Raw genomic sequence first — 12,768 nt, 5'->3', positions numbered from 1 at the left:
CCCCTTTCGCATCAGGGGAAACGGAAGGTTGTCAGTCGAGAAGCCGATCGAGCGAACGGTCCCACTCGTCGAAGAACCCCTGCGGCCACTCCGACAGCATCCCGTCCGGGCCGATCGTGGGGTTGACGATATCGATGATCCCGTCGTCCTTGCGGTGAAAATAGAGCAACCGCACGTCATCGGCGGGAATCTGCTCGCGCTTCACCGCCAGGCGGACACCGTTGAGGATGTGGTCGCTGTGCGTCTCGACGATCACCTGCGCCCCGGCCGCTGCCGCCGCACACGTCAGCCCGGCGAGTGCGCTCTGCCCTTGCGGATGGACATGCGCCTCCGGATTCTCAAGAAGGATCATGGCCCCAGGCCGGGCGGTGAGGCAGGCGACCACGACCGGCAGCACGTAGGTGAGCCCGAACCCGACGTTGGTCGGCCTCCGTACGTTCGACCTTAGGTGCCCTTTCCTGGCGAACTCGAAACCGAGTCGGACCAGGTCGGTCTGCTCAATCGCGGCTGTCGAGATCTTGACCCCGGGACATATCTCGCCCATCCAGGCTTCCAGTTGGTCGGGCAGGCGATGCGATGCCGCAGGGTGGTGCAGGGCGGTCGCCGTTACGGTCTCATCCTGGTTATGGCGCAGGAAGTCGATGGTGTATTCACCCCGAGTGCCGAGGAATCCGCGCCGCACTGCCATTTCATGGGATCTCGGATAAGTCACGGCCGGGTTGATCCGATCAGCCCTCAAGTACTGAAAACCGCGATTGAAAAGGGTAAACGCGGTCCCTCCTTCGTCGTCCCAGTCAGGATCCACGTGCACCATGTCGGGATCCAGGCCACGGAGTAGCGGAAGGAGGTCGTCCTCACGACCATAGCGAGCCAGGATCGTATGCGAGAAATCGTCCACTACGACCTCGAACCCGATCTCCGGAACCCTTCCCTGGTCTGCGGCATAATCTTCATGGAGAATGTCCTGACCGGTCCCAAGTTCTACGAGCTCCCCGTTCAATGGGAGACTTCCTGAGGATCCCCTCTCGTCGATAAGAGTATAATCTACGAGCATGCTCGCGTCGTCTGCTTGGCGTAGCAGCGCCAGGGCTTGCAGGACGGTGCTCTTTCCGGAGGAGTTCAGGCCGGAGAGGAGCGTATAGGGAGCGAGCGGAATTTCCGCCTTGGCGAACGCTTTGAAGTTGGTGATGGTCAGCTTGTCGATCACTTGGCAACCCGCCGGAGGAGTTCTTCGACGGCACGGAAGCGCAGCCGCACCTTTTTCGCGTCGCCGGTCGCGACGGAGATGGCCTGCAAGAACCAGTCGTCCTGCATGAGGGTCGTGAATTGCTCCTGCGCCATATCGCGCCTTTCGACCAACGCGCTGATCTCTCGAGGCTTCATCTTTGCCAGGTTCACCGAGACCGCCTCGAACAGGGCCTTGTTGATCGGAAGCCGTCGCTCCTGCCCGGGGAACCGCTTACGGAACGCGTGCTCCTCAAAGATGTCGCGGGCCGCCCACATCGCCCGCTCGAAGTCCGTCCGAAGCCGTTCGATCTCCTTCGCGCCGAGGCCGTTCAACCGCTTCATCGCCTGCCGGAGGAAGTCGTCGAGATCCCCGCGCTGATAGTCCGCGGGGTCGGTGAGCCGGAAGGCGAGGAAGCGCAACACCATCTCGCGGTCTGCCATTCGGTCCGGCTTGACGCTGTGCTGGGTCGCATCGAGGAACGCTTCGCTGCCGGCCAGCTCGGCCAGCAGCTTGCGGGCGTAGCCTGGGATGAGGGCGTGCCGGAGTTCCTGAAGTGTGAGGGTCTTGCCGCCGATGTTGATGCGGGCGAAGATGTTGAATTTCACCGGCTCCGGCGTCCCCGCCCGGATCAGGTGGACGATCAGTTCGGTCTCGTCGATTCGGGTCTGGAGCCCGCCGGGCAGCTCTGAATAGGCACAGCCCTCGTAGGCGTGGAGATATTCCAGGCCGCGGAGCCTGAGCGGCTCCGCATCGATCACTTCCGGGGAGACGAAGCGGGCGATCGTGGTGAGCCGCTGGATGCCATCGACGATCGCCCAGCTCTCCTCGCCGCTCTCGGCCGCGTAGAGGGTGGGCAGGGGGATGCGGAGCAGCAGCGACTCGATGAGCCTGCTCTGGGCGGTCTCGTTCCAGATCCCGGCGAGGCGCTGGAAGTCGGGGTTCAGATCGAGGACGCCGCGCCGCAGCCTGGCCAGTAGCAGTGCCACCGTCGGGTTCCTGGTCTGAACGTCGATCTTGGCCGGATCGAACGGTTCATGGATCGACTCGGCGGGAGGGGGCTCCTCTTCCTTCTCCACACCCGTACTGAAGCCCTGGTAGGTGTACTCCACCGGGACGTCGAACTCTTCCTGCCTGCTCACGCCGATCGTGCCCGTCCTTCGCCGCGCCGGTCCACCCGCGTGCGCCTGGTGACGCGATCCAACACTATCCAGAGTCTTCCCACCGGCCAGCGACACTCCGGGATCGCCAGACCGTTACAGTCGCGCGGGTGCGGGGAAGTCGGCACCTTCGCGTTGGTTCGGGGGTGACAATGGGGCGATGGCGGATTTGGGCTCGGGGGCGGAAGGGCCGCAGCCGTTCGCGCATCTCAGTGCTCCCAACGCGGCCCTCTACCGGGACGTGCTGCGCTCGTTCGCACGGGCGAAGGAGCGCTTCACCGTTCACCTGCGTCCCGAGGACGTGGCGGCAGAACTGCGGCGGGGAAGCGACGAGCAGCTCGCGCAGGCGTTGGACAAGCTGGTGGAGTGGGGGAACCTGCGGGCCGACGCCGACACCGGTCGTGTGACGACCGTCGAGGACTTCCACCGCAAGCGGTTCCTGTTCCAGCTCACCGCGGCCGGTCATGCCGCCGAGCAGGCGATCGCGTTCTACGAGGAGGCGATCGGGCAGCGCGGCGTGCTCCAGTCGGTGGCGCTCGCCGACATCGCCGAGCAGCTCGCGGCCCTGTCGGCGCTCGCGTCCGAAGCCGACCCCGACCCGGCCAAGGCGCACCTGCTGCTCCTGGCGCTGGCGGACCGGTTCTCCTCGCTGGCCGACAACGCGCAGGCGTTCATGTCGTCGCTGCGGCGGGCGATCGACTTCTCCGACGGCGACGTCGAGGGGTTCATCGCCTACAAGGAGCGGCTCATCGACTACATCAACCGGTTCATCGCCGACCTCGCCAACTCCGGGGCCCGCATCGCGGGGCTCTTGGACGAGGTGGAGGAGCACGGCCATGAACGGCTGCTGGGATTGGCGGCGCGCCGGGAGGCGTCCGACGCGGTTCCGGGCGGGCCCACCGCGAAGGGACGCACGCCGTCCGGAACGGAGCAGGACGCCGCCGACGAGGCGTTCAGCCGCGCAGAGGCCGCCGCGTTGGAGTCGTGGCGCAACCGGTGGCGCGGGCTGCGAGACTGGTTCGTCTCCGGCGGGACGGACCGCCCGTCGCAGGCGCGGCTGCTCCGGCAGTCGGCGGTGACGGCGATCAAACAGCTGCTCGACACGGTGGGACTGCTGAACGAGCGCCGCTCCGGCCGCTCCGACCGGTCGGCGGACTTCCGGGCGCTGGCCCGGTGGTTCGCCGAGGCGCCGGACGAGGCGGCGATGCACCGGCTGTGGAGGGCGGCGTTCGGGCTGACGTCCGCGCGGCATCTAACCGTGACCGCCGCGACGGTCGCGGCCTGGGACGAGGCGGAACCGCAGGGACACCCGTGGGCGGACGCGCCGCCGGTGCGGATCTCGCCGCAGCTGCGCCGCACCGGCTCCTACGAGCGGCGGGGCAAGCCGAACCGCGTCCAGGACCGATCGCGAATGCGCAGGATGCTGCGCGAGCGCGCCGATCGAGAGGCCGCAGAGACGGCGGTGGCGCGGGAGCGGTTGTGCACTGACGGACCCGTCCTCCTGTCGGAGCTGGGGACGCTGGACGCACGGGCCTTCCGGCTGTTCCTGTCTTTACTGGGTGACGCGCTGGCGGCGCGGGTGCCGGGTGAGGCCGAGGTGAAGGCGGTCACCGGGGACGGATCGATGGAGGTGCGGCTGTCCCTCGTTCCGGACGGCGGGCAGGTGCGCATCGTCACCGAGGAGGGCGTGCTCAGCGGGCCCGAGCACCTCATCGAGATCACTGATCTGCATGGGTGACGAGGAGGACGCGCGGCGGCGGGCCGCGCTGCGGGCGCTGCTGCGGCGGCCGCTGCTGACGGCCGAATCCGATCCGGAGGTTCTGGTGCTGGTCCGCCGGCACCAGGCGGAGCTGCGCGACTGGTTGAGCAGGGAGACGGGTTGGCGGCTCCAGGTGGACGCCGAGATGGCCCGGCTGTTCAAGACCGTGCCGACGCTCGACGACGGCACGCATCCGGCGCGCGGCAGGGCCGGGGAGCCGTTCGGGCGGCGCCGCTATGTGGTGCTGTGCCTGGCCTTGGCGGTACTGGAGCGCGCCGACGCGCAAACGACCCTGGGCCGGCTCGCGGAGGAGGTGCTGAACGCCGCCGCCGAACCGGATCTGGCGTTCCCGTTCAGCCTGGACAGCCGGGCGGAGCGGTCCGACCTGGTCGCGGTCGTGCGGCTGCTGCTCGGCCTGGGTGTGCTGCGGAGGGTGTCCGGGGACGAGGAGTCCTATCTGTCGGCGACCGGGGACGTCCTGTACGACGTGCGCCGGGCCGTCCTCGCGGCGCTGCCGACCGGGGCGCGGGGGCCGTCCACGGTCACCGCGGCGGGGTTCGAGGAGCGGCTGGCGGAACTGGTCGACGAGCCCGTCCCCGACACCGACGAGCTGCGCAACCGGGCGCTGCGGCGCGGCCTGACCCGCAGGCTGCTGGAAGACCCGGTGGTGTACTACGACGACCTGGACGACGCCGAACGCGCCTACCTGGTGTCCCAGCGCGCCGCGATCACCCGCCGGATCGAGGAGGCCGCCGGCCTCGTCGCCGAGGCGCGGGCCGAGGGCGTGGCGATGGTCGACCCGGACGACGAGCTGACCGACGTGCGGATGCCCGAGCAGCGCACCGACGGGCATGTGACGCTGCTGGTCGCCGAGTACCTGTCGGACCGGGACGGGGCCGGGTGGGACGAGCTGACCGTCTTCGTCCAGGACATGGCCGAGCGGCACAAGGCGTTCTGGCGCAAGGGCGTGACGGAGCCAGGAGCCGCGGAGGAACTTCTGGACCTCGCGCTCGGAAAGCTGGCGGCGCTGAGGCTGGTGGAGGTGACGCCCGGCCGGGTGAGGGCTCGTCCGGCCATCGCGCGATACGCCGTGGAAAAGCCGACCATCCGGTTACCGAGGGGCGTGGCGGACCGTCCCCTCACGGAGAACACGAGGAGGGCCGAACCGTGAGCGAGGTGCCCACCGCGGCGTCCGAGCGCTGGAAGCCGCTGCGCGCCGGGCTCGTCGACATGTTCTACTACGACGTCGAGGAGTTCCGGTTCCATGACGGGCGGCTGCTGCTGCGCGGCAACAACGGCACCGGCAAGTCGAAGGTGCTGGCGCTGACGCTGCCGTTCCTGCTGGACGGGGAGCTGTCCTCGCACCGGGTGGAGCCCGACGGCGACCGGCAGAAGCGGATGGAGTGGAACCTGCTGCTCGGCGGGAAGCACCCGCATCCCGAGCGGCTCGGCTACACGTGGCTGGAGTTCGGCCGCCGCCACCCGGACGGCACCGAGGAGTACCGGACGCTCGGCTGCGGCCTGAAGGCGGTGAAGGACCGCGGGATCGCCCGGCACTGGTTCTTCGTCACGTCCCGCCGCGTCGGCGTGGATCTGGCCCTGGTCTCGGACGGGGGCGTGTCGCTGACGCGGGAGAAGCTGCGCGAAGCCGTGGAGGGGCACGGCCTGGTCTACGACCGGGCCTCCGACTACCGGCGGGCGGTCGACGAGGCGCTGTTCGGGCTGGGTGAACACCGCTACGAAGCGCTGGTCAACCTGCTGATCCAGCTCCGCCAGCCACAGCTCTCGAAGAAGCCGGACGAGCGGCTGCTGTCCCGCGCGCTGGCGGAGGCGCTGCCACCGCTCAGCCCCGCACTGATCACCACGGTGGCGGAGGCGTTCCGCGGCCTGGACGAGGAGCGTGACGCGCTGCGTGCCTTGGAGGACGCGCACAGGGCCGCGACCGGTTTCCTCGGGCACTACACCAGGTATGCGCGGATCGCGGCGAAACGGAAGGCGGCCGGACCGCGCCTGACGCAGAGCCGCTACGAACATCTCAACCGGGGTCTCACCGAGGCGGAGGCACGGTTCTCGGCGGCACAGGCCGACCTGGCGGAGGCCGGGCGGCTGCTGGAGGAACTGGAGTCGGAGAAGACCCGGCTGGAGGCGCGGCGGACGGCGCTGGAAGCGAGCCCGGAGATGCGCGACGCCGAGCGCATCGAGCAGATGGGCGCGGAGGCGCGGCGCCGGGACGCGTACGCGCGGACCCGGGAGCGCGACCGCGACGAACTGGTCCGCGAGGTCGACCACAAGCGCGGCCGGGCCCGGACCGCGCTGTCACGCGCCGAGTCGGGCGAGTCCGTCTTCGGCGCCGTCCGGGACGAAGCGGCGACGCTGGCGGAGGCCGCGGGCTGCGGTCGCGCCCACGCCGAGGCGATGGACGGATGGGACGCCGACCCCGCGACCGCGCAGCGGGGCACCGGCAGGCTCGCGGAGGACCGGTCCCGCGCGCTCGCCGAACTCGACCGGCTGCGGGCGGAGGTCGGCTCGGCCCGCACCCGGCTAAACGCCGCCACCGCCGAGGTGGAACGGCTGCTCGCGGAGCAGCAGGCCGCGGCCGAGCGGATCGCCGCGGCCGACGCGGGAGCGCAGGCGGGTGCGGCGGCCCTGCTGGACGGCTACATCGCCTACGTCGCCGGGCTCACCGAGATCCGGCTGGACGACGCCGACACCGTCCTGGCCGCGCTGGAAGACTGGACGAGGACGGCGGAAGGCCGCAACCCCGCCGCGAGCACCGTGGACGACGCCGCGCGCGCGGCGACCGCGGCGCTCGGCGGGCAGCTGGCCGACGTCGAATCCCGGCTGCGGACCGAGCGGGCCGGAGCGGAGGCGCTGCTCGACGAGATCGGACGGCTGGAGGCCGGCGGGCACGACGTCCCGCCCGTCCCGTACATGCGCACCGGCTCTCGCGCGGGCCGTGCGGGCGCGCCGCTGTGGAAGGTCGTCGACTTCGCCGAGACGGTGCCGGGCGACCACCGGGCAGGGCTGGAGGCCGCGCTTGAGGCGGCCGGGATCCTGGATGCCTGGGTGACGCCGGACGGAGCCCTCGTCGGGGAGGACGACACGTTCGTGCTGACCGGTGGGGACGTCCAGGGTCCGTCGTGCGCGTTGGTGCTGCGGCCCGCCGTCGACCGCGCCGACCCCGCCGCCGCCGCGCTCGGCGACGACGCCGTCCGGGCCGTCCTCGCCGGGATCGGCCTCGGTCCCGGCGCTCGGACCTGGATCGCGGTGGACGGGCGGTGGGCGAACGGCGTCCTCGGCGGCTCCTGGCACAAGGAGAACGCCCGCTTCATCGGCGAGGGCGCCCGGGAGGCCGCCCGCCGCACCCGCATCACCCGGCTCCGCGAAGAGCTCACCGACACCAGGACGCGGATCGCGGTGCTGGAGCAGGAACGGGACGCGCTGACCGCGCGGCAGAACACGCTGGCCGCCGAACACCGCGCGCTCCCGCCCGACACGGACCTGCGCGAGGCCCACATCCGGCTCGCCGCCGAACACCGCAGGCGGCGGGATCTGGACGCCGAGCGCACGCGCGCGGACGAGGTCGTGACGCGGTGCCGCGACGAGGTGAACGCGGCGGAGGGCCGGGCCGCTGAGTTCGCCTCCGACGTCGGCCTGCCGGTCGACGGGGCCGAACTCGCCGCCGTACGCGAGGCGTTCGACGGCTACCGGATGGTGCTGGCCGAACTGTGGCCCGCGGCGCGCGCTCTGCTGTCGGCGCGGGAGACGGCGCGTGAGGCCGCGGAGGAACTGGAGCACATCCAGGGGCGGCTGGCGAAGGCGGCGGAGGAGGCCACGGAGGCACGCGGGCGGTCGGACGCGGCCGCCGAGCAGCACCGGGCGCTGGTCGAGACCGCGGGCTCCGCCGTCGACGAGCTGTTCCGGCAACTTGAGCGGGTGAAACTGGCCCTCGCCGAACGGGACCGCGCCGAAGCCGCGGCGCGCCAACGGGAACGGACGGCGCTGGAAGAACGCGGCAAGGCCGAGGGAAAGCGCGAGGAGCTCCAAGACGAGATCACCACGGCCACGGCCGCCCGCGACGAGGCCGTCGCCGCCTTCCGGGCGTTCGCCGCGACCGGCCTGCTGAGCGTCGCGCTGCCCGATCTGGACGTGCCCGACCCGGCGCAGGAGTGGGCGGCCAATCCCGCCGTGCTCCTGGCCCGCGCCGTCAACGCCGACCTGGACGCGATCGACGACGGCGACGGCCCCTGGGACCGCGTGCAGAAGAAGGTGACCGAGGAGCACAAGCTGCTGTCGGACGCGATGTCCCGGCACGGCCACTCGGTCGGCCTGACCCTGCGCGAAGGGATCATGGTCGTGGACGTGCTGTTCCAGGGCCGCAGCCGGGACATCCCCGGTCTGGCGGAGGCCCTTGCGGCCGAGACGGGGCACAGGGCCCGGCTGCTGTCCGCCCGCGAGCGGGAGATCCTGGAGAACCACCTGCTCAACGAGGTCGCCGGCACCCTCCAGGAGCTCATCGCCGCCGCCGAGGACGAGGTGCGGGAGATGAACGGCGAGCTGACGTCCCGTCCGACGTCCACCGGGATGCGGCTGCGGCTCGTGTGGAGACCCGCGAAGAACGCCCCGGACGGGCTGGACCGCGTCCGGGACAGGCTCCGGCGGACCATCGACGCCTGGTCGGCGGACGACCGCGCGGCCGTCGGCCGGTTCCTGCAAGAGCAGATCGCGCGCGAGCACGCCGACAACCCGTCGTCCGGCTGGACCGAGCAGCTCACCCGGGCGCTGGACTACCGGTCCTGGCACGCCTTCACGATCCAGCGGCTCCAGGACGGGCAGTGGCGTCCGGCGACCGGGCCGGCGTCCGGCGGCGAACGGGTGCTCGCCGCGTCGGTACCGCTGTTCGCCGCCGCGTCCGCGCACTACAAGTCGGCCGGCAACCCGCACGCGCCGCGGCTCATCGCCCTGGACGAGGCGTTCGCCGGGGTGGACGACGACTCGCGCGCCAAATGCCTCGGCCTGCTCGCCACCTTCGACCTGGACGTCGTGATGACCAGCGAACGCGAATGGGGCTGCTACCCGCAGGTACCGGGCCTGTCGATCTGCCAGCTGTCCCGCCGGGACGGCATCGACGCCGTCCTCGTGACCCCGTGGCGCTGGGACGGCCGGGAGCGCACCCGCGCCGATGCGCCGCGGCCCGCGCCCACGGCGGATTCCTTGTGGAAGGACGACCCCCCGACAACTGCCACGGGGCAGGCGGACCTGTTCGGATGACGGGCACCGACCGGCTGCGGCGGCTGCTCGGCGGCCCCGATACCGCCTGGCTGCTCCAGCGGGTCCGGCGACGGCTCGAACGCGGCGGCACGCTGACCGGGACCGTCACGCTCACCGCGGCCACCCCCTCCCAGCGGCGCGCGATGGAACTGCTCCTCGGCCGCCGTACCGTCCCCGGCGCATCACTGTCGGTGCCCCTCGCCGAGGTCGACCGCGTGCTGCGGGCCAGCGGCGCCTGCCCCGGCGGGCTCGCCGCCGCAGTCGAGGCCCTGGACGGCCCCGTCCGCGACCTGGCCCGGGAACAGGCCGAGACGGCCGCCGCCTGGGCGGCGGCCTTCCGACCGCTGGACGAGGCGGTCGCCTCCCGTCCCGAACTGGCCGAATGGCGCGAGTGGCTCGACTCCTCCGGCCTCGTCCGCCGTCTGACGTCCCTTGAGGACGCCGCAGGGACGCTGAGGCGGCTCGCCGCGGTCGTGCGGGCGCTGCCCGCCTCCGGTGTCCCCCTGGGCCGGTTCGCCGCCGAGACCTGCGGCAACGCCCACGCTCTCGATGACGGCCGCCCGCTCGCCACCCTGGCGAACTCCAGCGCCCGCGCCATCGCCGGGTTGCCCTTCCGCGCCGACGGCGGCGCGGAGTCCCGGCGCGACACCTGGGCCATTGTCGGCGTGTACCTGGACGAACTGTCCTCCACCGTCCTGTGCCTGGGGCTACCCGGCGACACCGCGACCGCGACCGGTCGAATGCTGGCCGCCATGCGCGGCGAACCGGTCTCGCTCACTCTTCGCCAGCTTCGCCGCCACACCACCGCGATGCGCATCGACCAGCCCCTGGAGGCGCGGGGGGACGTCCCCGCGCAGGAGACCGGCCTGGTTCGCGTCTGCGAGAACCCCGTCGTCCTGACGGCGGCGGCCGACGCCCTCGGTCCGTCCTGCCCACCGCTGGTCTGCTGCAACGGGCGCCCGTCCGCCGCGGTCTGGCGCCTGCTGGAACTCCTCGCCGAAGGCGCTTCGGAGTTCGCCTACCACTGCGACTTCGACTGGGGCGGGGTGGCGATCGCCACCGCCGTCCATACCCGTATCGGCTGGCGCCCCTGGCGCTTCGAGGCCGCCGATTACCTCCAAGCCGCCTCGGACACACCCCTGACCGGACGCCCCACTCCCACACCGTGGGACCCCGCACTGGCCACCGCGATGACCGAACGCGGCGTCCGCGTCGAAGAGGAACAAGTGCTGCCGCACCTCATCGGCGACCTCACCACGCCGCACAACGCATCTCGACGTGCGACCAGCTAAGCCAGAAATGTAATGCACCCGAGCGGCCGAGGGCCCTGCGATCACATCCAAGCCCCGACACTGGTTACTCGTCTGTTGCGGCCTCAACGTCATCCTCTGTCTCGTCGACGAGCGGCAGGATGTACTCCTCCGCGAGGCGAGCGAGGTGCAGTGGAAGCGGATTGCGCAGGTCCTGATCGTATTCGGGTGGCTGCCGCAGGTGGTGCGCCACGAGCGCCAGCATCTCGGGATCGTCACCGTCGGCCGGGTGGCAGCCCAGCACGGCCAGTTCCACAAGATCTGGGATCCACGCCTGCATGTCCGCGTTCGGCCCGACCTTACGAATGCCCTTGGGTGTCTTGAAATTGCCCGGTTTCGCTGTAGTGCTCCAGAAGACGCGTTCGGTGTCGTCTTCGGTCGTCCACAGGTGGACGGCCAGCCCTTTCGCCTGGTTGGGTTTGGCCACGGCCCACCACTGCGCGGTCTCACCGCGATTGCCATTACCGGTGCGGACGCGCAGCAGCCGGACACCGGGGTGGAGCGGACGGGGCGGCGCGTGGCCGAGCCGAATCTTGTCGCGCTCGATGACGCCGTCCTGCATCCAGGGCCAGAACGTGCGGATGTTCTGCGCGTGAACCATAAGCAGAATTTGGTCATGCCGCAGCGACCGGTACACCACCTGTAGCCATTCCTGGACGGCGTGCCTCTGCTCGTCCCGGCGGTTCCCATCCGGCCGTGACCTTTCTTCGGCCTCGGCAGCCCGTTCCGCCAGGACGTCCGTCCGCTGCGTGAGGTTGAGCAGTGCGCGGGGATAGGAAATCCATCCGCCCGCCCCGCAGTCTGCGTCCGGGCACCAACCCTCGATGTGCGCCAGCCCGGGATCGGCCGGGTCGGGCGTCACGCGGACGGCCAGCGGGGCGATCCCCTCCCAGCCGGTACGGCTCCGGCGGGTGCGACGGACCACCCAGATCGCGCCGTACGACAGTCCCGTGAGGAGATCACCGTGGCGCACGTCCGGGATGGGCAGGAGACGGGCTCCGAGCTGGCGGAGGCCGTCGTTCCACGCATGCTCCGCGCGATGCTCGATGTTCTTCACCGAGTCGTGGTGTTGCTCCTTGATCGGGACCTCGACGAACTGGCTGAGCACACCCGCGTGCGCGAAGCCGAGCCGCAGCGCTCAGCGACTTGCTCGCCGCCGGCCGGCTCACCCCTCACTGACACTTGACACCACGCTGGACCCATGGTGGTTCACGCTATGGCGAAGCGGGAGTCATGGGTAGGACACGCTGACTAGAGCCAGCGGGAGCCGTGCGCCGCGAAGGCCAGACTCCGCGCGGTCGCCGCTCGGCGACACCATAGCCCTCCCTCTCTGAAAGCGCTCTCCGTATGACATGGAACAGAGCCGAGAGGACATCACACGTGGGCACCAGATAAGCAACCTCGTTCAGGCCCCAGCGTACGCCTATTCGAACCTGACGGATCCACGTATAAGGCGGTGGCTGTCATCGACGTATCGAGCACTCCTGGTGGCAACTATTGCGCAGGCTCGGCGTGGATGTGCCGAATCATGAAAGTCGGCTCCCTCGTATCTGGTCAGTCACCGCCTCGGAGTAGGACGACCCCTTCCGGCAATGCGACAATCTGGCTTCTACAAGCGACGCGCCCTCTGGACCACAGAGAAAAACCGTCCTCATGCGGCTGCAGCCCGTGCAGGCCGCCCCGATGCAGGAGCAGGTGCTCCAGACCGGCTACGCGCGCGAGATCGCCCGATCGATCCTGGACGCGATGGACTGGACCGTCGGCGGCACCGTCGACGGCCTGGTCACCAGCGACGAGGTCGCCGCGAGCCGCCCCGCCCCCTACCTGGTCTTCCACGCGATGGAGGCGGCGGGCGTCACCGCCGTGGACCGGGTCCTGGTCGCCGGAGACACCCCCAACGACCTGGCCGCCGGACACAACGCCGGCGCCCGCTACGTAGTGGGCGTCCTCACCGGCGCGACCCCGGCCACCGAACTCGGCCGGCACCGGCACACCCACCTCCTGGACTCCGCCGCCGACCTCCCCACCCTCCTCTAACCCGGA

General features: G+C 70.8%; 8 protein-coding genes. 5 read left to right on the top strand and 3 right to left on the bottom strand.

Going from position 1 to position 12,768, the window contains the following annotated elements:
- Window positions 1–31 precede the first annotated feature (31 nt).
- Together KLI87_RS05255 and KLI87_RS05250 are read right to left on the bottom strand one after the other, a co-directional pair.
- Complete coding sequence (locus KLI87_RS05255) at window positions 32–1,207, bottom strand: DUF3696 domain-containing protein (RefSeq protein ID WP_214616024.1); 1,176 nt, start codon at window positions 1,205–1,207, stop codon at window positions 32–34.
- Window positions 1,204–2,367, bottom strand: coding sequence for a DUF262 domain-containing protein (locus KLI87_RS05250; RefSeq protein ID WP_214616023.1), 1,164 nt, complete (start codon window positions 2,365–2,367; stop codon window positions 1,204–1,206). The genes KLI87_RS05255 and KLI87_RS05250 overlap by 4 nt, the downstream gene beginning before the upstream one ends.
- 178 nt (window positions 2,368–2,545) lie before the next feature.
- Between KLI87_RS05250 and KLI87_RS05245 the strand changes: the two genes are divergently transcribed.
- The 4 genes from KLI87_RS05245 to KLI87_RS05230 are packed head-to-tail and all read left to right on the top strand — an operon-like array spanning window position 2,546 to window position 10,707.
- The gene (locus tag KLI87_RS05245; RefSeq protein ID WP_250903483.1) at window positions 2,546–4,123 is read left to right on the top strand and encodes a TIGR02677 family protein; all 1,578 of its coding nucleotides are present in this window, start codon (window positions 2,546–2,548) and stop codon (window positions 4,121–4,123) included.
- Window positions 4,116–5,315 carry a TIGR02678 family protein gene (locus KLI87_RS05240; protein WP_214616022.1) on the top strand — a complete coding sequence of 400 codons (1,200 nt, stop codon included), beginning with the start codon at window positions 4,116–4,118 and terminating at the stop codon, window positions 5,313–5,315. Before KLI87_RS05245 ends, KLI87_RS05240 begins: the two co-directional genes overlap by 8 nt.
- The gene (locus KLI87_RS05235) at window positions 5,312–9,415 is read left to right on the top strand and encodes a TIGR02680 family protein (RefSeq protein WP_308165853.1); all 4,104 of its coding nucleotides are present in this window, start codon (window positions 5,312–5,314) and stop codon (window positions 9,413–9,415) included. The genes KLI87_RS05240 and KLI87_RS05235 overlap by 4 nt, the downstream gene beginning before the upstream one ends.
- Entirely contained in the window at window positions 9,412–10,707 is a 1,296-nt protein-coding gene (locus tag KLI87_RS05230; RefSeq protein WP_214616021.1) for a TIGR02679 family protein, read from the top strand. The genes KLI87_RS05235 and KLI87_RS05230 overlap by 4 nt, the downstream gene beginning before the upstream one ends.
- A gap of 64 nt (window positions 10,708–10,771) precedes the next feature.
- Here KLI87_RS05230 and KLI87_RS05225 read toward each other — a convergent pair whose 3' ends face one another.
- Window positions 10,772–11,860 carry an RNaseH domain-containing protein gene (locus KLI87_RS05225; RefSeq protein WP_250903633.1) on the bottom strand — a complete coding sequence of 363 codons (1,089 nt, stop codon included), beginning with the start codon at window positions 11,858–11,860 and terminating at the stop codon, window positions 10,772–10,774.
- Between the two features lie 518 nt (window positions 11,861–12,378).
- On the opposite strand from KLI87_RS05225, the gene KLI87_RS05220 reads away from it, so the two are divergent.
- The gene (locus KLI87_RS05220) at window positions 12,379–12,762 is read left to right on the top strand and encodes an HAD hydrolase-like protein (protein WP_214616019.1); all 384 of its coding nucleotides are present in this window, start codon (window positions 12,379–12,381) and stop codon (window positions 12,760–12,762) included.
- Window positions 12,763–12,768: the final 6 nt, after the last annotated feature.

Source organism: Actinomadura sp. NEAU-AAG7 (assembly GCF_018603865.1).
GTDB classification, from domain to species: Bacteria; Actinomycetota; Actinomycetes; order Streptosporangiales; family Streptosporangiaceae; genus Spirillospora; species Spirillospora litoris.
This window is presented reverse-complemented; position numbering and strand designations above follow the sequence as displayed.

Excerpts from the sequence above, each read along its gene's own strand:
- KLI87_RS05220 (WP_214616019.1), top strand. The coding sequence starts at position 12,379 with ATGCGGCTGCAGCCCGTGCAGGCCGCCCCGATGCAGGAGCAGGTGCTC.
- KLI87_RS05245 (WP_250903483.1), top strand. The coding sequence starts at position 2,546 with ATGGCGGATTTGGGCTCGGGGGCGGAAGGGCCGCAGCCGTTCGCGCAT.
- KLI87_RS05240 (WP_214616022.1), top strand. The coding sequence starts at position 4,116 with ATGGGTGACGAGGAGGACGCGCGGCGGCGGGCCGCGCTGCGGGCGCTG.
- KLI87_RS05230 (WP_214616021.1), top strand. The coding sequence starts at position 9,412 with ATGACGGGCACCGACCGGCTGCGGCGGCTGCTCGGCGGCCCCGATACC.